The organism is Thioclava sp. NS-SX20 (genome assembly GCF_057380695.1).
This window is the reverse complement of the sequence record NZ_JBXXRY010000003.1, coordinates 242288-261482: the sequence shown is the minus strand read 5'-3', so window position 1 is coordinate 261482 and position 19195 is coordinate 242288. Positions and strand designations below refer to the sequence as shown.

Annotated in this window: 17 protein-coding genes; 11 read left to right on the top strand and 6 right to left on the bottom strand. The window is 63.1% G+C overall.

The window, feature by feature from the left end:
- Window positions 1-4: 4 nt before the first annotated feature.
- From urtE to urtA, 5 genes are all read right to left on the bottom strand, one after another.
- Window positions 5-724 (bottom strand): urea ABC transporter ATP-binding subunit UrtE, encoded by a 720-nt coding sequence (gene urtE / locus AC2ISB_RS16825; RefSeq protein WP_339109671.1) that lies wholly within the window; start codon window positions 722-724, stop codon window positions 5-7.
- 4 nt (window positions 725-728) lie between these two features.
- The gene (gene urtD, locus AC2ISB_RS16820) at window positions 729-1499 is read right to left on the bottom strand and encodes an urea ABC transporter ATP-binding protein UrtD (RefSeq protein ID WP_486577064.1); all 771 of its coding nucleotides are present in this window, start codon (window positions 1497-1499) and stop codon (window positions 729-731) included.
- Window positions 1496-2557, bottom strand: coding sequence for an urea ABC transporter permease subunit UrtC (gene urtC / locus AC2ISB_RS16815; RefSeq protein WP_339109669.1), 1062 nt, complete (start codon window positions 2555-2557; stop codon window positions 1496-1498). The genes urtD and urtC overlap by 4 nt, the downstream gene beginning before the upstream one ends.
- A gap of 1 nt (window position 2558) precedes the next feature.
- A complete protein-coding gene (gene urtB / locus AC2ISB_RS16810; protein WP_486577062.1) occupies window positions 2559-3452 on the bottom strand; it encodes an urea ABC transporter permease subunit UrtB in 894 nt (297 codons plus the stop codon).
- A 61-nt stretch (window positions 3453-3513) separates the two neighbouring features.
- A complete protein-coding gene (urtA, locus tag AC2ISB_RS16805; protein ID WP_486577061.1) occupies window positions 3514-4710 on the bottom strand; it encodes an urea ABC transporter substrate-binding protein in 1197 nt (398 codons plus the stop codon).
- 222 nt (window positions 4711-4932) lie between these two features.
- Here urtA and AC2ISB_RS16800 point away from each other — a divergent pair, with 222 nt between their 5' ends.
- Window positions 4933-5517 (top strand): hypothetical protein, encoded by a 585-nt coding sequence (locus AC2ISB_RS16800; RefSeq protein WP_486577060.1) that lies wholly within the window; start codon window positions 4933-4935, stop codon window positions 5515-5517.
- 6 nt (window positions 5518-5523) lie between these two features.
- On the opposite strand, the gene AC2ISB_RS16795 is transcribed toward AC2ISB_RS16800, so the two are convergent.
- Window positions 5524-6561 (bottom strand): LacI family DNA-binding transcriptional regulator, encoded by a 1038-nt coding sequence (locus AC2ISB_RS16795; protein WP_486577059.1) that lies wholly within the window; start codon window positions 6559-6561, stop codon window positions 5524-5526.
- Between the two features lie 211 nt (window positions 6562-6772).
- Here AC2ISB_RS16795 and iolG point away from each other — a divergent pair, with 211 nt between their 5' ends.
- The 10 genes from iolG to AC2ISB_RS16745 all read left to right on the top strand — a co-directional run bounded on the left by iolG (window position 6773) and on the right by AC2ISB_RS16745 (window position 19134).
- On the top strand, window positions 6773-7792 hold the full coding sequence (gene iolG / locus AC2ISB_RS16790) for an inositol 2-dehydrogenase (RefSeq protein WP_330647023.1): 1020 nt from the start codon (window positions 6773-6775) through the stop codon (window positions 7790-7792).
- 169 nt (window positions 7793-7961) lie between these two features.
- Complete coding sequence (locus AC2ISB_RS16785) at window positions 7962-8879, top strand: sugar ABC transporter substrate-binding protein (RefSeq protein ID WP_330647025.1); 918 nt, start codon at window positions 7962-7964, stop codon at window positions 8877-8879.
- Between the two features lie 189 nt (window positions 8880-9068).
- Window positions 9069-10175, top strand: coding sequence for an ABC transporter permease (locus AC2ISB_RS16780; RefSeq protein WP_330647026.1), 1107 nt, complete (start codon window positions 9069-9071; stop codon window positions 10173-10175).
- Between the two features lie 67 nt (window positions 10176-10242).
- Window positions 10243-11001, top strand: a complete 759-nt coding sequence (locus AC2ISB_RS16775; protein ID WP_406721705.1) for an ATP-binding cassette domain-containing protein — start codon at window positions 10243-10245, stop codon at window positions 10999-11001.
- A gap of 64 nt (window positions 11002-11065) precedes the next feature.
- Entirely contained in the window at window positions 11066-12178 is a 1113-nt protein-coding gene (locus AC2ISB_RS16770; protein WP_341485788.1) for a Gfo/Idh/MocA family protein, read from the top strand.
- A gap of 43 nt (window positions 12179-12221) precedes the next feature.
- Window positions 12222-14147 (top strand): bifunctional 5-dehydro-2-deoxygluconokinase/5-dehydro-2-deoxyphosphogluconate aldolase, encoded by a 1926-nt coding sequence (locus tag AC2ISB_RS16765; RefSeq protein WP_486577057.1) that lies wholly within the window; start codon window positions 12222-12224, stop codon window positions 14145-14147.
- 134 nt (window positions 14148-14281) lie between these two features.
- Entirely contained in the window at window positions 14282-16144 is a 1863-nt protein-coding gene (gene iolD / locus AC2ISB_RS16760; protein WP_330647032.1) for a 3D-(3,5/4)-trihydroxycyclohexane-1,2-dione acylhydrolase (decyclizing), read from the top strand.
- 97 nt (window positions 16145-16241) lie between these two features.
- Window positions 16242-17177: a myo-inosose-2 dehydratase gene (gene iolE, locus AC2ISB_RS16755; protein ID WP_486577056.1), complete on the top strand. Its 936-nt coding sequence runs from the start codon at window positions 16242-16244 to the stop codon at window positions 17175-17177.
- A 33-nt stretch (window positions 17178-17210) separates the two neighbouring features.
- Entirely contained in the window at window positions 17211-17990 is a 780-nt protein-coding gene (locus tag AC2ISB_RS16750) for a TIM barrel protein (protein WP_330647034.1), read from the top strand.
- Between the two features lie 175 nt (window positions 17991-18165).
- On the top strand, window positions 18166-19134 hold the full coding sequence (locus tag AC2ISB_RS16745) for a GNAT family N-acetyltransferase (protein ID WP_339109661.1): 969 nt from the start codon (window positions 18166-18168) through the stop codon (window positions 19132-19134).
- Window positions 19135-19195 lie beyond the last annotated feature (61 nt).

The following is a 19195-nucleotide window of genomic DNA, read 5'->3' as shown; positions in this document are numbered from 1 at the left end:
CAGATCAGACATTGACCAGATGGGCGACCTCGGCGGCGGTATCCTCTGTGGTGCGCCCCTGACGCACCTGCCGCCCGCGTTGCAGCACGCAGTAGTCATCGGCAAAGGACCATGCGAAATCGAGATATTGCTCGACGATGACAATGGTCACACCCAGCTCGCTGCGCACGCGGCGCAGCGCATCCTCGATCTGCTGGACGACATTGGGCTGGATCCCTTCGGTCGGCTCGTCCAGAAGCAGAAGCTTCGGTTGGCCACAGAGCGCGCGACCGATGGCGAGCTGTTGTTGCTCGCCGCCCGACAGAACACCCGCCTTGCGATGGCGGATCTGGTCGAGCTTGGGGAAGAGGTCGAAGATATGGTCAGGAATGCCCTTGGCAATCAGCCCCTTACCGCGCCCCGCCAAAGCTGAAAGCCCCGACAGCAGGTTTTCCTCGACGCTGAGATGCGGGAAGACATGGCGGCCCTGTGGCACAAAGCCGATCCCTGCGCGGGAGCGCTCATGCGGCTTGGCCTGTGTCACATCCGCCCCGTCCAGCGTGATGCGGCCACGGGTGGCCTTCTGCACGCCCATGATGGTGCGCAGAAGGGTGGTCTTGCCCACGCCATTGCGCCCGATCAGCGCCAGCGCTCCGCCGCGTGCCACATTCAGGTCGATGTCGAACAGCACGGGGCTCTGGCCGTAGCCTGCGCCGACGCGCTCCATTTTCAAGAGGCTGTTCATATGGTTACTCCTTTGCGCGGCCAAGGTAGACGGCGGCGACTTCCGGATCGGCGCGCACATCGGCAACCGAGCCCTGTTTCAGGAACTTGCCCTGATGCATCACGGTGACCTTGGCGCCCAATTCCTCGACGAAGGCCATATCGTGGTCGATCACCAGCACCGCATGTTCGCCCAGAAGCGAGTGGATCAGCTTGGCGGTTTTGGAGGTTTCATTCGGGCCCATCCCCGCGGTGGGTTCGTCCAGCAAGAGCAACTCGGCCCCCGTTGCGACCACCATTCCGATCTCGAGCCATTGCTTCTCGCCATGGGCCAGATCGCGCGCGAAGGTCTCTGCCCTCTCGGTCAAGCCAATCTTGTCAAGCAGCGCCTCGACCTTTTCGGCCTCTTCGCGTTTGGCGCCATGGCCGAAGCCCTTCCACCAGCGGCGGTCGCGACGGGCCGAGACCAGAAGGTTATCGCGCACGGTCAGCGAGGGCAGCACCCCCGGCGTCTGGAATTTGCGGCAGATGCCACGGCGGACAATCTCGAATTCGGGGAGGTTGGTGATATTGGCACCGTTGAAGGTCACCGTACCCGCCGCCGATTGCACCCGCCCGATGATCGTGTCGCAAAGCGTGGATTTGCCCGCGCCATTGGGGCCGATCAGCACCCGCAGCTGGCCGCGTTCCAGCGTCATCGAGAAGTTGTCGATGGCTTTGAACCCGTCGAAATCCACCGTGATACCATCGAGTTTCAGGATATAGGGATCGGGGGTTACGGGGGTATAGGCGTTCATTTCGGCTCCTCCACGAGGTCCGCTTCGGGGATGCGGCGGTTACGGGATTTCTCGATCAGGTCCTCGATCAGACCGGCGATCCCATTGGGCAGGAACATCACGGTCAGGATGAAGACGAGGCCCAACACATAGAGCCAGGCTTCGGGCATGGCCGAGGAGATCACATCCTTGGCGAGGTTGACGACCAATGCCCCCAGCACCGCGCCCCAGAGGCTGTGACGGCCTCCGACGGCGACCCAGACCACCATCTCGATGGAGGGGACAACGCCCACAAAGGCGGGCGACACCACGCCTGCGTGCAGGGTAAAGAGCGCACCGGCGATCGAGGCGAACATGCCCGCGAAGGCGAAGGCCACGACCTTATAGGGGGTGGTGTTATAGCCCAGAAACCGCACGCGGTTCTCGCCATCGCGGGTGGCGCGCAGAAGCGTGCCATAGCGCGATCCGGTCAGCCATTTCGAGAAGGCGAAGACCACGACCAGAAGCGCCAGCGTGACGAAATAGAGGATGCGGTTGGTCTCGGGCGTGCCAAGCGGCAGGCCGAAGATACCGGTGAAGCCCGTCAGCCCGTTATAGCCGCCCGTAGTGTTCTGCTGGCTGGTCAGCAGCGTGGCGAAGGTCAGGGCCACGGCTTGGGTGATCAGCGCGAAATAGACCCCCACGATGCGGCGGCGGAACACAAGCCAAGAGAAGAGTGCGGCGAAAGCGGTGGGGATCACGATGATCGCCGCCAGCGCGAAGACCGGGTTGGCGAAGGGCGCCCACCACCACGGCAGCGCCATCACGCCCGACCATTCCATGAAATCGGGCAGGCTGCCTGACGGCAGCGAGGCCAGCTTCATATACATGGCGATGGAATAGCCACCCAAGCCGAAGAAGACGCCTTGGCCGAGGCTGAGGATGCCTGCCTCGCCCCAGATCAGCACGATGCCGATGGCAAGGATGCCCATGGCCAGAAAGCGGCCCAGCAGGTTGAGGTCGTAAGACGACACGAAAGAGGGCGCGAGAGCGGCCAGTGCCAGCACGGCGATCCAGCCATAGCGGTGTAATGCGGTCATCTTAATCCTCCAGAGCGCGCGAACGGGTGGCCATCACGCCTTGCGGGCGGAATTGCAGGAAGATGATCACGGCCAGCAGCATCAGCACTTGGCTCATCGAGACATCAAGGAAGATCTGGCTGATTGCCGAGACAAGCCCGAGGATGATGGCGGCAATCGTGGTGCCGACCATCGAGCCAAGTCCCCCCATCACCACCACAAGGAAGGCCGGAACGATATAGCTTTGCCCGACGCTTGGCGTGACCGGCCCAAGGAGCGAGAGAACAACGCCCGCAAGCCCCGCGATCCCCGTGCCAAGGCAGAAGACGGCCAGATCGACGCGGCGGACGTTGATGCCCGAGGCTGCGGCCATCATGCGGTCCTGATTGACGGCGCGCACCAGAAGGCCAAGGCGGGTGCGGGCAATCAAGAGCCCCAGCGCCAGCAGGACCAGAACGGCCACGCCCAGAATGAAAAGACGGGTCGAGGGAAAATAGACGCCCCCCAGCATGAAGCCGGTGTTCAACCAGTCGGGCGCGGTCACGCCCACGCCAATCGGCCCGAAGATCGAGCGCGCGGCCTGTTGCAGGATCAGGCTGACGCCCCAAGTGGCCAGCAATGTGTCAAGCGGGCGGGCGGATAGTTTGCGCACCACGGTCAGCTCCATCACGCCGCCCAAGAGGGCCGCGCCAAGGAAAGCCACGGGGATCGCGACGAGAATGGCCAGCGGTCCGGGAACCACGAGATAGGTCAGATAGGCCAGATAGCCGCCCAGCATCAGCATTTCGCCATGCGCCATATTGATCACCCGCATCAGCCCGAAGCTGAGCGCCAGACCGAGGGCGGCAAGAACGAAAAGCGAGGCGACGCTGAAACCGTTGAAGATCTGCCCGACAAGAAGGGTTGCATCTACCATGGGGTGTCTCCTGCATGTTCGAGAAAGAGGCCCCCGACATGTCGCGGGGGCCAGTCGGGGATCAGTTGGTTGCGCTCAGGTCGCAGGATTTGCCGGGGAAGGTGAGAGCGTCATAGGGTTCGGGGGCGATCTCGCCTTCGGATTTCCAGACGATGTCGAATTTGCCCTTGTCGTCGAGCTTGCCGACATAGGCGGTCTGGGTCAGCGACTGGTTGGGCGCGAAGGCCACATCGCCCATCGGCGTTGCCACATCCAGATCAACGGCGGCTTTGCGCACGGCATCGGCATCGAAGCTGCCTGCTTTTTCCACAGCGGCTTTCCATGCGTAGACGTCCAGATAGCCGTGCAGCATCGGGTCGGTAACCGCGGCATCGGCGCCGAATTTCGCGCGGTAGGCATCGACGAATTTCTCGTTCGCCTCACCCGGGAGGGTCTCGAAATAGTTCCATGCGGCATAGGAGCCTGCCACCAGTTTGGTGCCCATGGCTTGCGCTTCCTGTTCGGCAATCGAGAAGCTCATGACCGGCGTGTCTTCCAGCGTGATGCCCGAAGCGGCCAGCTGTTTGAAGAAGGAGACGTTGGAATCGCCATTAAGCGTGTTGAAGATGATATCGGGCTTGGCCGCGCGGATCTTGGCGATCACGGCCGAGAAATCGGTGCCACCCAGCGGCACATATTCCTCGCCCGCCATAGTCAGCCCGTCTTCGGCGATATGTTTTTTCACGATCAGGTTGGCCGTCCGCGGGAACACGTAATCCGAGCCGACAAGGAAGATGCTCTTGTCGCCTTGGGCTTTGGCCCATTCATAGGCGGGCAGGATCTGCTGGTTGGGCTGGGCGCCGGAATACATGATATTGGCCGAGCATTCATTGCCCTCGAACTGGACCGGATACCATAGCAGGTTGTCGGTGCGCTCGAAGACCGGCAGCATGGCCTTGCGCGAGGCCGAGGTCCAGCCGCCGAAGACGGTGGCGACCTTGTCGTTTTCAATCAGCTTGGTGGCTTTTTGCGCGAAGATCGCGGGGTCGGAAGCGCCATCCTCGACGATCGCCTTGATCTGATGCCCCATCACGCCGCCTGCGGCATTGATCTCGTCAATCGCCATGACTTCGGCGTTTTTCACGGTGACTTCCGAAATCGCCATCGTGCCGGAAAGCGATTGCAGCACACCCACATTCACGCTGTCTTCGGCCAGAGCGCCCTGCGCCGAAGCAGCGCCGAAAGCCAGTGCGGCCAGTGTCAGATTGGTCTTTTTCATGAATCGTCCCCGTTGTTGTTGGCGTCGCGCTTTATGGTTGCGCGGCATGGGGAGAGCATGCGGGCCTTTGCGGGTGCCGCATATGCACCGAAGGGAGTATGGCAAAAGGCGGCGGATGCGGCCTATCACGCGCTCTGCATGGCAGCCTTGCCCGAAACGCAAGCGGAAAACCCGATGCGGCGCGCTACTCTTTTCGGGGGAGGGCGTGTGAAAGGGTAAAAAGTGCTGGCGGAATATCTTCTTGCAAAGGTCGATGGTCTGGTGCGCAAGACATTGCGTGCGGGGCCTATGCGTGATGCGCGGCGCAAGCCCGCGCGGCCTCACCGCGAGCGTGGTGAGCTGCCGCGACGCGGGCGTCTGGCCGATGTATCGGATCCGCTGGAACGCGCCTGTGTCGCGGTTATTCTGGGGCTACCGGCAGAAGAGCGGCGGGTGCTGGAACTGACCTATGGTCTGACCGGCCATTTGCCCTGTCCGCCCCATCGGGCCGCCGATATTCTGGGCTGGGGGTTGGCGCAGACCATGACCATCGGCGAAGCCGCGCTGCTGCGGTTGCGCAATTCCGCGCGGGGACGGGCGGCCTTTGCGCCCTTGCTGGCGGCCCTGCATCTGCGCCTTCTGGAGGCAGCGCAGAGGATCTACGATCTGCGGATGGCGCAGGCCCCGCGGGCCGAACGCGACCATGTGCTCTACCATTTCTGGTGTGATCTGACGCCGGTCGAACGCCTGTGTCTGCGCGGCTTCGGCGAGGGCGAAGTGGCCGAGATGCGGCGGGCCCTTGAATACCGTGCGGCGGGGCGGATCTAGGCCGGGTCAGGCCGTCTCGCGGATGATCAGCTGGCCCAGAAACGTCTTGCTGCTGAGCGGGCTACGCGAGTCCAGCACCTCGACCAGATAGGCGGCCATCTCGCCCAGCGGCTGCTGATAGGTCGTCAGGCGGTAATTCGGGCTGGCAGCTTGCGGAACGTCGTCAAAGCCGATCACCGCGATGTCTTCGGGCACGCGCAATTTCAGATCGTGGCGGATCGCGTCGATCGTACCCAAAGCCAGCGCGTCATTCTCGCAGACGATGACATCGGGCAGATCCTGCGGGGCGCGTCCCGTCAGGCTCTGGCGGATCAGCCGTTCGGCCTTTTGCGAATCATAGGCATCCACCCATTGCGTTTCCGGCTGGCTGCCATAGGTGTCGGCCCAGTATTCCATGAAGGTCTCCTTGCGCAGAAGATGCGCCGAGAAAGTGCGCGGTCCGGCAAGGTAGAACGGCTTTCGGAAGCCCTTCTGGGTGATGTATCGTGCGATCTTCAGGGTCGCGGCCCTATCATCGACGGCAATCGAGATGACATTTTCGTTCTGCGAGGTCCGCGCGAAGACAATCAGTTTGGGCTGGCGTCCGCCCTGCTGCACAGCATTCAGGATGTCGTCATGGAACTGGATGCCGATCAGGATGGTGGCATCGACGCGACGCTGGCTGGCATGGCGCAGTGCGGGGGCGGTGTCATCGGTATCGAGCGTATTGACCAGCAGGATATCCCAGCCCCCACGGCGCAGGGCGCGGGTCAGATGTTCCAGCATCACCAGCTTGTGCGGATTGGCGAAATCGTCGATCAGGAGTGCCACCAGATTGGACCGCGCCGAGGACGAGCGCGCCGAGGCCAGCGCGGCGGCCCGCAGGTCGGGGATATAATCCAGCGCGGCTGCGGCCTGTAGGACCTTCTCGCGCGCCTTCTCGGAAATCGAGGCATCCTTGCGGAAGGCACGATTGACCGTCCAGCGCGACACACCGGCGGCGCGGGCGACGTCATCTGCGGTGACGTAGCTCTCTGCAGGCTGCGGGGCGGGGTCTTTTTTCATCGGTGGTCCGTCCTGTCTTCCGTAAGGGCACGGCAAAGATTTGTCGTCTGCCTACACCCAAACTGCGGGCAATCCAAAATGTATCTGACAAATAATAGGCTAGCCCATCTATTTTGCACTCGCGAGCAAATTTATCTTGCACGCGCGTGCAACGGCGGTATTAATGAGTCGTGTCGCGGCCTTGAGGAGGGCTGCACACAGGGAGGATCATATGCTGAAAGTTGGGTTGCTCGGCGCTGGCCGTATCGGGCAGGTGCATGCGGTAAACATTGCGGGGAACGCGCGTTCCAGCTTGGTGGCGGTGTCGGATGTGCATCGCCCCGGTGCCGAGGCGCTGGCCGCGAAATTCGGGGCGCAGGCGCGCTCCACCGAAGAGATCCTGAGTGATCCGTCGATTGATGCGGTGCTTGTGGCGACCTCGACCGATACCCATTCGGATCTGATCGAGGCGGCGACAGCGGCGGGAAAAGCCGTTTTATGTGAAAAGCCCGTGGATCTGTCGCTGGCCCGTGCGCGGGCCTGTCTCGGGGCGGCACGTCTGAGCGGGCGGCCCGTGATGATCGGCTTCAACCGCCGGTTCGATCCCAATTTCGCGGCGCTCAAGGCCGCCGCACAGCGCGGCGAGATCGGTAAATCCGAGCTGCTGTCGGTGACTTCGTTCGACCCTGCGCCGCCGCCGGTATCCTATATCAAAGTGTCGGGCGGGCTGTTCCGCGACATGATGATCCATGATTTCGATATGGCCAATTTCCTGATGGGCGAGGTGCCTGTGACGGTGCGAGCGGTCGGAAGCTCTATCGTTGATCCCGAGATCGGCGCGGCAGGGGATGTAGACACTGCGGTGGTGACACTGACCTATGCCGACGGGCGGATCGCGGTCATCAAGAATTCGCGCCGCGCGGTGTATGGCTATGACCAGCGTGTCGAGCTTCTGGGCTCTGACGGGCTGCTACAGGCGCAGAATATGCTGGAAAATACGGTTGTGAAGTCGACCACGGCAGGCGTCGTGAGTGCCAAGCCCACCTATTTCTTCCTTGAACGCTATATGCCCGCCTATGCGGCGGAATGGGAGGCATTCGTGTCGGCGGTGCTGGAGAATGCACCGATGCCCAGCACGCTTGAGGACGGAATTGCCGCCTTGGCGATGGCCGAAGCCGCGACCGAGTCCGCCAGAACCGGTCAGGCGGTCACGCTGGATTTGCAAGAGGATTTCTACCGGAAGGCCGTCTGAGGCCCCGCCGTTAGAAAAGTGGCTCCGTGCGGGCCTGCACCGGAAGAGGAGCCGGTTCGGGGAACGGCCGCACGGGGAGAGGCGGGGTTAATCTGCCCTCCGGCTTTGCCAGCATATGCGGGTGGCGGCGAGGCACGCCCTGCCCAAGACCTTTTTGGGAGGAGAAAGCATGAAGACCCTTTTTGCTACGGTCGCTCTGAGCGCCATGATGGCCGGTGCCGCGATGGCACAGGAGATCATCGTTGTCAGCCACGGTCAGGCCAATGACCCGTTCTGGTCGGTTGTGAAGAATGGCGCGGTCGAGGCGGCCAAGGATACCGGCGTCACTGTCGATTTCCGTTCGCCGGAAACCTTCGATATGGTGCAGATGAGCCAGTTGATCGATGCCGCTGTCAATCAGGAGCCGGACGGGCTTGTGGTCAGCATTCCCGATGCGGATGCGCTTGGTCCGTCGATCAAACGCGCGGTCGATGCGGGGATCCCCGTCATCTCGATGAATTCGGGGGGCGATGTGTCCAAGCAGCTTGGCGCGCTTTTGCATGTCGGCCAGTCCGAATTCGACGCGGGCAAGGCGGCAGGCGAGAAGCTGTCGGAAATGGGCGGCACCAAGGGCATCTGCGTCAATCAGGAAGTGGGCAATGTCTCGCTTGATCAGCGCTGCGCTGGTTTTGCCGAAGGGTTCGGTCATCCGGTTGCGGTGATCCCGACCATGACCGATCCGGCAGAGGTGCAGGCAAAGGTGCGTGCGGCGCTGGAATCCGATCCGGATGTGAACACGGTTCTCAGTCTTTCGGCACCGCTTGTGGGGGAACCTGCCGTGAAGGCGGTAAAGGCCCTTGGGCGCGATGATGTGCTGGTGGCGACCTTCGATATGTCGTCGTCCTTCCTGCAATCGGTGGCCGATGGCGATGCCGCTTTCGCGATCGACCAGCAGCAGTTCCTGCAGGGCTATCTGCCGGTCTCCTTCCTTGCGCTGCATGCCAAATACGGGCTGATGCCTGCAGGGGACGTGCCCTCGGGGCCGAACCTGATCACCAAAGACAAGGCCGCGCAGGTCATCGACCTTGCGGCCAAGGGAATCCGCTAAGTTTCGGAACCGGATGTCCGGCCCCGTGCCGGGCATCCGGCGCGACACGCCCCGAACACCCGCCGGTTTCAGGGCCGCGCGTCACATACAGAGCCTTCGTGGCTCTGCCATGACCACCACGCCATAGGGCAGGCTACAGCATGATTGTGGCCGCTATCTCCAAAACTGACTGCATGATGGGAGGGATTCATGCCAACGGACGCCACCATTGCGGCGGACGAACGGATCAAATCCGAGTCGTTTGCCACCAAACTCATGAAACGACCGGAACTGGGCGCGATCGGGGGGCTGATCCTCGTGACGCTGTTCTTCCTGCTGACCGCCGATGGGACGATGTTCACATTGTCCGGTATCATGAACTTCCTCACGCCCTCGGCCCAGCTCGGGATTTTGGGGATTGCCGCAGCCATGCTGATGATCGGCGGCGAATTCGACCTGTCCATCGGGTCGATGGTCGGCTTTGCGGGCATGATCTTCGGGGTTTTCACCGTCAATCTGGGGTTGCCGCTGATCTTCTCGATCCCGCTGACCATGATATTTGCCGCAGCGATCGGGGCGGCGAATGGGGCCATCGTGATGCGCACGGGGCTGCCGTCCTTTATCGTGACGCTGGCGGGGCTGTTCATCCTGCGCGGTCTGGCGCTGGTGGGGCTGAAGCTGTTTACCGGCGGCTCGACCCAGCTGCGCGGTGTGCGTGAGGCGGTCGAGGGGGATGTCCTGACCCCGGTCTTTTCGGGCGATGCCTTTCAGGGCCTGTTTGCCTGGGCTGCCAAAGCGGGCCTGATCGACAGTTTCAAATCCGGCGCACCGAAAGTGCCGGGCGTTCCGGTCGAGGTGCTGTGGTTTATCGGGCTGGCGCTGGTGGCAACCTATATCCTGCTGCGCACGCCTGTCGGGAACTGGATCTTTGCCACGGGCGGCGACAGCAACGCCGCGAAGAATTCCGGCGTTCCGGTGCGCAAGGTCAAGATCTCGCTTTTCATGCTGACGGCTGTGGCGGCAAGCCTTGTGGCCATCATTACCGTGATCGATGCCGGCTCGACCGATGCCCGTCGCGGGTTCCAGAAAGAATTCGAGGCGATCATTGCTGCCGTGATCGGGGGCTGTCTGCTGACGGGGGGCTATGGCTCGGCGATCGGGGCCTTCTTCGGAGCGATCATCTTCGGCATGGTGACGATCGGCCTGACCTATACCAATTTCGATCAGGACTGGTTCCAGGTGTTCCTTGGCGCAATGCTGCTGATTGCTGTGGTCTTCAACAATGTGATCCGCAAACGTGTGACGGGGGAGCGTTGAGATGACCCTTCAGGATAGCAAGTTCCATCATGGCTCCGTGGCCGAGGCGCAGGCCCCGATCATCGAGATGAAAGACATCACCAAGCATTTCGGCAATGTCATCGCACTGAACGGGGTGACCTTCAATGTGCGCCCCGGAGAATGTCACTGCCTTCTGGGCGATAACGGTGCGGGGAAATCGACCTTTATCAAGACCATGTCGGGCGTGCACAAGCCCACATCCGGCACGATCACCTTTGACAACAAGCCCCTGTCCTTCAACAGCCCGCGTGACGCGATGGAGGCGGGGATCGCCACGGTGTTTCAGGATCTGGCGATGATCCCGCTGATGTCGGTCACCCGCAATTTCTTCATGGGGCGCGAGCCGACCAAGGGGCGGGGGCTTCTCAAGCGGCTCGATATCGAGAGCGCCAACCAGATCACGATGGAAGAGATGCGCAAGATGGGCATCAATCTGCGCGCCCCCGATCAGGCGGTGGGCACGCTTTCGGGCGGCGAGCGGCAGACGGTGGCGATTGCCCGCGCGGTCTATTTCGGGGCGAAGGTGCTGATCCTTGACGAGCCGACCTCGGCGCTGGGGGTGCGCCAGACCTCCAACGTGCTGGCCACGATCGACCGTGTGCGGGCGCAGGGTGTGGGGGTGGTCTTCATCTCGCATAATGTGCGCCATGCCATGGCGGTGGGGGATCGTTTTACCGTGCTCAATCGTGGCCAGACACTGGGCACGGCGGAGCGTGGCAAGATCAGCTCTGCCGAGTTGCAGGACCTGATGGCGGGCGGGCAGGAACTGGCCAGCCTCGAAGGGTCGCTTGGCGGCACCATCTAGGCCACGGTCTTCGGGCAGCTTTGCCCGGAGGCATCCGAAAATCCAGCGCAGAACGGAGACCGTCATGACGGCGATGCTGCCCGAAACCCCGTTGGGGGTGGCCCTGATCGGCACGGGGTTCATGGGGAAATGTCACGCGATGGCGTGGAACAATGTGGCCACCGTGTTTGGCGGTGCGCGCCCGCGGCTGGAAGTGCTGTGTGATGCGGTCCCCGACAGGGCGCGCGCCTTGGCCCCGCAATTCGGCTTTGCCCGCAGCAGCGAGGCGTGGCAGAGCGTGATGGAGGATCCGTTGGTGGATGTGGTGTCGATCACCGTCCCGAACGGCCTGCATCTGCCGCTGGCCTGTGCCGCGCTTGAGGCGGGCAAGCATGTCTGGCTGGAAAAGCCGATGGCGCTGACGCTGAACGAGGCCGCGCAAATGGCCGCATCTGCCGCCTCCCGCCCCGATCTGGTGACGATGCTGGGCTATAACTATCTGCGTTCTCCGGCGTTTCAGGCGATGCGTGCGCTGGTCGAGGACGGCGCGCTGGGGCAGCTTTACAGCTTCCGAGGCGTCTATGACGAGGATTACGCGGCAGATCCCGATCTGCCCTGGTCCTGGCGGCATACGCTGCAAGACGGGGGGCTGGGCGCGTTGGGCGATCTTGGCTGCCATCTGGTCAGCCAGATGATCGCACTGATGGGGCCGGTTGCGGGGCTCTGCGCGCAGACCCATATCGCGATCCCCGCACGCCCCTCGGCCACGGGCATGACGCCGGTGGAAAACGAGGATAGCGCAATGGCGATGTTGCGCTTTGCATCGGGGGCACAGGGCTCGTTTGCCACCTCGCGCGTGGCGCGGGGGCGCAAATGCCATCTGGCATGGGAGATCCACGGCAGCCTTGGCAGCCTGCGGTTCGATCAGGAACATATGAACGAATTCTGGCTGCACAGGCGTGGTGAGGCGGGGTTTACCCGCCACCTGACAGGGCCGGATCAGCCCGATTTCGGCGCATTCTGCCCCGCAGCGGGTCACAATTTCGGCTTTAACGAACAGAAAGTGGTCGAGGCGCGCGACCTGTTACAGGCCATTGCGGGCGGCCCTGCATGCGGGCCGGATTTTGCCCGTGGCCACGAGATCGAGACGGTGATCCATGCAATGGCGCGCTCGGGCGGGCAATGGATTGAACTCTAAAGACGTGATCCGCCGGAGGAGGCCGGATCGCAGGGAGGGACTTATGAAGACGTTGGATGTAATCACGATCGGTCGCGCGGGCGTTGATCTTTATGGCTCTCAGATCGGGGGCCGTCTGGAAGATATGGGGTCTTTCGAGAAATATATCGGGGGCAGCCCGACCAATATCGCTTGCGGCACGGCGCGTCTGGGGCTGCGCTCGGGGCTGATCACGCGGGTGGGCGACGAGCATATGGGCCGCTTCATCCGAGAGGAGCTTATGCGTCACGGGGTGAATGTCGAGGGGGTGAGCACCGATCCCGAGCGTCTGACGGCGCTGGTCATCCTCGGCATCCGTGACGAGGAACAGTTCCCGCTGATCTTCTACCGCGAGAATTGCGCCGATATGGCCCTGTGCGAGGCGGATATCGAGGAGGGGCTGATTGCCCGGACGCGCTCGGTTCTGGCCACGGGCACCCATCTGTCGAACCCCAAAACGGAAGCGGCGACCCTGAAGGCGCTGAAGCTGGCGCGGCAGTATGGTGCAAAGACGGCACTCGATATCGATTACCGTCCGAACCTCTGGGGGGTGGCAGGTCATGGCGAGGGCGAAAGCCGCTTTGTGGAATCTCCCGCTGTTACCGCCAAGCTACAGAAGACCCTGCATTATTTCGACCTGATCGTGGGCACGGAAGAAGAGTTCCACATCGCGGGCGGCACGACCGACACCATCGCGGCGCTCAAGGCTGTGCGGGCGGTGTCGAACGCCACGTTGATCTGCAAACGCGGGGCGGCGGGTGCTGCGGCCTTTGAAGGCGCGATCCCCGACAGCCTTGACGGGGGCCAGACCGGCCCCGGCTTCCCGATCGAGGTGTTCAATGTGCTGGGCGCGGGCGACGGGTTCTTCTCGGGGCTTCTCAAGGGCTGGCTGGAGGGCGAAACCTGGCCCAAGGCGCTGGAATATGCCAATGCCTGCGGGGCCTTTGCTGTCTCGCGCCACGGCTGCACGCCGGCCTATCCCTCGCTAGAAGAACTCGACTTCTTCCTGAGCCGCGGCGTCACACAGCCCGATCTGCGCAATGACCGCGATCTCGAGCAGATCCATTGGGCCACCAACCGCCATCGCAGTCATGGCGGTGATTTCTCGGAGATGCGGGTCTTCGCCTTCGACCACCGTATGCAGCTTGAAGAGATGGAGGGCTATACGCTGAAGAAGGGGGGCGCTTTCAAAGAGCTGTGCCTCGAGGCCGCGCTGAAGGTCCAGCAAGGCCGCTCGGGCTACGGGATCCTGTGCGACAACCGTATCGGTCGCCATGCGCTGCATGCGGCCTCGGGCACGGGCCTGTGGATTGGGCGTCCCTGCGAATGGCCCGGCTCGCGCCCGCTGGAGCTTGAACCCGAGCTTGGCCCCGATTGTGGCGGGCTGAAGGAATGGGCGCGCGAGAATGTGGTGAAAGTGCTGTGTTTCTGCCACCCCGAGGATGATGCCGACATCTGGGCCAGACAACTGGATCGGGTCCGTAAACTCTATGCGGCCGCGCGGCGGAACAACCTCGAATTCCTGCTCGAGATCATCCCGTCGAAAGTGGCCGCGACCGATGACGACACCACGGCCCATCTGATCCGGCGCTTCTATGCCGAAGGGATCTATCCCGATTGGTGGAAGCTGGAGCCTTTGGCATCGCAGGCCGGATGGGCCAAGGCCTGTGATGCCATCGAGGCATATGACCGCCATACCCGTGGCATTGTCGTGCTGGGGCTGGATGCGCCCGAAGCCGAACTGGCGGCAAGCTTCGAGATCGCCGCAGGCTTTCCGCTGGTCAAGGGCTTTGCCGTGGGCCGCACGATCTTCGGCTCGGTGGCGCGTGACTGGTTGGCGGGACGGATGGGGGATGACGAGGCCGTGGCCGAAATGGCCACCCGCTATGCCCGTCTCGCAGATATCTGGGACAAGGCGCGGGCGGCAGCGACCGCTGTTGCCGCCCAATAGCCACAGCACCGGCGCGCCCCAGCGGGGGCGAAGCCGCCGATGCGCGCGCGCCGCGGGGTCAATCCCTGCGGCGCGCGCGACCCCCACCCGAAGACGGGGCCCCTTGAACGGGGGCACAGCAAAGGAAGATGACTATGGGCACGATCCGCATGACCGCCGCACAGGCGATGGTAAAATGGCTCAGCGTGCAGCTGACGCCCGAGGGCGAGCGGTATATCGAGGGGATCTGGGCGATCTTCGGCCACGGCAATGTCGCGGGCTTGGGGCAGGCGCTCGAGGAGATCGGTGCAGATTTCCCGACATGGCGCGGCCAGAATGAACAGACGATGGCCCATACGGCGCTGGCCTATAGCAAGGGACTGGCCCGCCGCCGCGCGATGGCGGTGACCTCCTCCATCGGGCCGGGGGCCACCAATCTCGTCACGGCGGCAGCACTTGCGCATGTGAACCGCCTGCCGATCCTGCTGATCCCCGGTGACGTCTTCGCCAATCGCCGCCCCGATCCGGTGCTGCAACAGGTCGAAGCCTTCGAGGATGGCACGCTCTCGGCCAATGACTGCCTGCGCCCCGTTTCGCGCTATTACGACCGGATCACGCGGCCCGAACATCTGCTTACAGCGCTCCCCCGCGCGCTGGCCACAATGACCGATCCGGCCTCCTGTGGCCCCGTCACGCTGGCCTTCTGTCAGGATGTGCAATCGGAACCCTATGAGTACCCGGCCGAATTCTTCACCCCCAGAACCTGGCATATCCGCCGCCCCGCGCCCGATGCGCGCGAGCTGGAAAACGCCATTGCGATGATCCGCGCGGCCCGAAGCCCTGTCATCGTCGCAGGCGGCGGGGTGATCTATTCCCGGGCCGAGGCCATGCTGGCCGAGTTTGCCACCCGCCACAATATCCCCGTCGTCGAGACGCAGGCGGGCAAGTCGGCGCTCTCGCAATTTCACCCGATGAATTTTGGCGCCTCCGGTGTCGATGGCTCGGCGGCCGCCAATGCCGCCTCGCGCCGCGCTGATCTGGTGATCGGGATCGGCACGCGGCTGCAGGATTTCACCACCGGTTCGCGCACGCTCTTTGCCAATCCCGGGGCAAGGCGTCTGTCGATCAATGTCGCGGCTTATGATGCGGTGAAACATGGGGCCGAGCCCCTGATGGCCGATGCCAAAGTGGCGCTCGCGGCGCTTACGGCAGGGCTTGGGGAGTATCGCGCCGGGGAGGCCGACCAGAGCGCGCGCGAGGATTGGCTGCGCGCTGTGACGCATCATTGCCGCGACCGCAGCGACGAGCGGGCGACAGGCGAACGCCCTCTTGATGCAGAAGTCATCGGTGCGGTCCAGCGCGCCGCCCCCGAAAGCATCGTGATGTGCGCCGCCGGCACCATGCCCGGCGCGCTCAAGCTGCTCTGGCAGCCAATGCAGGGCGGCTATCACATGGAATATGGCTATAGCTGCATGGGCTACGAGATCGCAGGCGGCATGGGGCTCAAACTTGCCAATCCTGACCGCGAGGTGATCTGCTTTGTGGGCGACGGCTCCTATATGATGGCCAATTCGGAACTGGCCACAGCGGTGATGCGGCGTATCCCCTTCACCGTGGTGCTGACCGATAATGCGGGCTATGGCTGTATCAACCGCCTGCAGACGCTGGGCTGCGGCGGCAATCCGTTCAACAATATGTATGTCGATTGCACCATCGAGGCCCAGCCGCGGATCGACTATGCGGCCCATGCGGCATCCATGGGCGCATATGCGGTGAAGGCGAAAGATATCAAGGACCTGGAGGCGCAGCTGGTACTGGCCCGCACCCGCGATCTCCCGACCGTGATCGTAATCGAGACCACGGCAAAAGACTTCCCCGGCACGGGGATCGCCACGAGCGCCGGCGAGGCCGGGCAGTTCTGGGATGTCGCCATTCCCGCCACGGGCCACGCCCCCAACCGTGCCGCCGCCTATCAGCGTTACATCGACAACATCACCCGACAGCAGACCGTCAACTGACAGGCGCGCCGGAGGGCCCCCGCAGGGGGGCTCCGACGCCGCGTGCAGGGGGCTCGATGCCCCCAATCGCGGCCCGCAACCGTAAAAGGAGAGTTCCATGATCAAATTCGGCACCAACCCCATCGCATGGGCCAATGATGACGACCAGTCCATCGGTGCGGATATTCCCACCGCCCGCATCCTCGAAGAGGCGGGCCGTCTGATCGGCTTCGACGGGATCGAGAACGGCCACCGCTGGCCGCAGGACGACCCCGAAGCCCTGCGCAGTCTGCTGGCGCAATACGGGCTCGTTTTCATCTCGGGCTGGTATTCCACCGAACTCCTGACCCGCTCGGTGGAAGAGGAAATCGCAGCCGTTCAGGGGCATCTGGCCAAACTCAAACACAATGGCTGCAAGGTCTGCATCGTGTGCGAATGCTCCAATACCGTCCACGGACAGCCCCTGACACCCGTCAATGACCGCCCCGTGCTGAACGCCGTCGAAATGGCCGGGTTCGGGGCCAAGATGGAAGCCTTTGCAGCCTATCTGGCGGGCGAGGGCGTGACGCTGGCCTACCATCACCATATGGGCTCCGTTGTGGAAAGCCCCGCAGATATCGATGCTTTCATGGCCGCCACCGGTCCCGCAACCCATCTGCTGTTCGATGCGGGCCATTGCGCCTTCGGCGGTGGCGATCCGGCACTGGTGCTGGCCCGCCATATCAAGCGCGTCGCGCATTTCCATGCCAAGAATATCCGCCCCGAGATCACGGCCAAGGTGCGTGCTGAAAACCTCTCCTTCCTGCAAGGCGTGCGGGCGGGGGCGTTCACCGTGCCCGGCGATCAGGAGGGCGCGGTCGATTTCGCGCCGCTTCTGCGGATCCTCCGGCAGAACGGCTATGACGGCTGGATCGTGATCGAGGCAGAGCAAGACCCCCATGAACGCAATCCGCTCCTGTATCAGACCCTCGGGTTGCATACGCTCAAACGGATCGCGAAAGAGGTCAGTTTCGATCTTGTCCCGTCCCCGCACCCCGAGACCGTCGGGGCCTGAGCCTGCGATTTCATGCCTGTTGGAGACCCTAGGATGACACAGCCTTTCCAGCTTGCCGCCTGCGCCGAGATGCTCTGGCGCGACAAACCCATCGAATGGCGCGCCGCGCGCCTGACCGAGCAAGGTCTCGGCGTGGGGCTTTGGAACTGGCCCGATCACGATCTGGCCAAGCTCGAAGCGGTGGGGGCCGATTATACGATCATGAACGGCTATCTCGAAGGACGGCTGGCCGATGCGGAGGGGGCGGATCTGCTCCTCGCCTCGGCCCGCGAGACGATCAAGGTGGGCAAGCGGCTTGGCGTGCGTCGGCTCAATCTGCACGGCACCGGTCTGGGCGAGGGCGGTTTGCCGATCTGGCGGCACGAGACGGTCACGGGGCCGATGTGGCTGAAAGCTCGCGACACGCTCGAGCGGATCTGCGATCTGGCCGCCGAGGAGGGCGTGGTCTTTACCTTGGAAAATCTCAACCAAATGGACCATCCGGGCTGTCCTTTCGGGGCGACGGGGGATGTTCTGGCGCTTGTCTCTTCGATTGACCGCCCCGAGCTGCGGATGAATCTCGACCTCTATCATACGCAGATCGGGGAGGGGGATCTGCTGCGCTGGTGCGAGAAATCCCTGCCTTGGATCGGCGAGCTGCAGGTGGCCGACACGCCCGGTCGTTGCGAGCCGGGCACTGGCGAGATCAATTATCCGGTCATCGCCCGTGGCTTGCAGGCGATGGGCTATCATGGGCCTGTCGGGCTGGAGGCATGGGCGCAGGGCGATAGCGATGCAGCCGTCGCGGCCTTCGTCGCGGCCTTCACCCTCTAGGGCACGGCCCCACCGCCTTTACACGCCCTGCTGTCCGGCCCTGTCCCGTCGGGGGCAGGGCATCGCGACAAAAAGCATCACTCCAGCAGAATCTATCAACTGGCGCGCAGATACGGTATAAACGGCTTTGTTTTGTCGTTTAGACTGGTCGCGACCTATTGATGAGGAAGGGTGCATGAGCCGCAATACCACGATTGGTCCGTGTTCCGAAACGATGCCTCAGGCGGCAAGAACGCGGTATATTGATTTCATGGCGCATCAACATGTGGCCGACGAGAATTCCATTCAGATCGATAGCTATAAAGCCGATATCATCACGCTGACCCCCGCGCACCGGCAGGCGCTGCACGAACTGACGGTCTCGGTGTTCTGGCCCCATCGCGCGCGGGATCTGGATGTGTTTCTGGCGCTCGGGCGGGGCTATCTGGCGATAGACGGAATCGGGCGCCCCTTGGGGTCGGCGATGTATTTTCCGGTGGGCGAGGATTACGCCATGTTCGGGATGATGATCACCACACCGCGTCTGCAAAGCTACGGGGCAGGCGCGCGCCTCTTGCGGCGGATCATGCGCGATTGTGAAGGCCGCGACCTGCGGCTGTCTGCCACTCGTGCAGCCTACCGTCTTTATGAATATGCCGGTTTCGTGCCAGTGGGCACGATCTGGCAGCATCAGGGTATCGTGCGGCCCATGCGGCCGCCCACCGCTGTGCCGGGGCTGGAGGTGCGCCCGCTGGAGCCTGCCGATCTGGCGCAGATCCACGCGCTTGACAGCCATGCCTACGGGGCCGATCGTCATGCGATGCTGGAGATGTTCGTGAGGCTTTCCGACGGGATGGTGGCCCTGCGAGAGGGTCGGGTGGTGGGCTATGCGCTCAAACGCGACTTCGGAAAGGGCGTGGTGATCGGGCCGCTTGTGGCCGAGAATGACCGCATCGCCATGCAGCTGGCAACTCCGTTCCTACAGGCGCTGGAGGGCCAGTTCGCCCGTCTGGATACGCCGGTTGAAAGCGAGCAATTCGCGGCCTTTCTGGCATCGGCGGGTCTCGGGGTCTTCGATACCGTCACCGAAATGCGCAATGGCGTGATGCGGCGCCCGCAGGACGGGCTACAGATCTACGGGCTTTCGGCGCATTCTCTGGGATGATCGGGGCTCTGGGATGAGCCGGGCTTTGGGATGATCCGCCCTGATAGCCCCCCCGCGGGGC

Bases quoted from the DNA above. Each gene is read 5' to 3' on its own strand.
- urtE (WP_339109671.1), bottom strand. From the start codon at position 724: ATGAACAGCCTCTTGAAAATGGAGCGCGTCGGCGCAGGCTACGGCCAG.
- urtD (WP_486577064.1), bottom strand. From the start codon at position 1,499: ATGAACGCCTATACCCCCGTAACCCCCGATCCCTATATCCTGAAACTC.
- urtC (WP_339109669.1), bottom strand. From the start codon at position 2,557: ATGACCGCATTACACCGCTATGGCTGGATCGCCGTGCTGGCACTGGCC.
- urtB (WP_486577062.1), bottom strand. From the start codon at position 3,452: ATGGTAGATGCAACCCTTCTTGTCGGGCAGATCTTCAACGGTTTCAGC.
- urtA (WP_486577061.1), bottom strand. From the start codon at position 4,710: ATGAAAAAGACCAATCTGACACTGGCCGCACTGGCTTTCGGCGCTGCT.
- AC2ISB_RS16795 (WP_486577059.1), bottom strand. From the start codon at position 6,561: ATGAAAAAAGACCCCGCCCCGCAGCCTGCAGAGAGCTACGTCACCGCA.
- iolG (WP_330647023.1), top strand. From the start codon at position 6,773: ATGCTGAAAGTTGGGTTGCTCGGCGCTGGCCGTATCGGGCAGGTGCAT.
- AC2ISB_RS16785 (WP_330647025.1), top strand. From the start codon at position 7,962: ATGAAGACCCTTTTTGCTACGGTCGCTCTGAGCGCCATGATGGCCGGT.
- AC2ISB_RS16780 (WP_330647026.1), top strand. From the start codon at position 9,069: ATGCCAACGGACGCCACCATTGCGGCGGACGAACGGATCAAATCCGAG.
- AC2ISB_RS16775 (WP_406721705.1), top strand. From the start codon at position 10,243: ATGAAAGACATCACCAAGCATTTCGGCAATGTCATCGCACTGAACGGG.
- AC2ISB_RS16770 (WP_341485788.1), top strand. From the start codon at position 11,066: ATGACGGCGATGCTGCCCGAAACCCCGTTGGGGGTGGCCCTGATCGGC.
- AC2ISB_RS16765 (WP_486577057.1), top strand. From the start codon at position 12,222: ATGAAGACGTTGGATGTAATCACGATCGGTCGCGCGGGCGTTGATCTT.
- iolD (WP_330647032.1), top strand. From the start codon at position 14,282: ATGGGCACGATCCGCATGACCGCCGCACAGGCGATGGTAAAATGGCTC.
- iolE (WP_486577056.1), top strand. From the start codon at position 16,242: ATGATCAAATTCGGCACCAACCCCATCGCATGGGCCAATGATGACGAC.
- AC2ISB_RS16750 (WP_330647034.1), top strand. From the start codon at position 17,211: ATGACACAGCCTTTCCAGCTTGCCGCCTGCGCCGAGATGCTCTGGCGC.
- AC2ISB_RS16745 (WP_339109661.1), top strand. From the start codon at position 18,166: ATGAGCCGCAATACCACGATTGGTCCGTGTTCCGAAACGATGCCTCAG.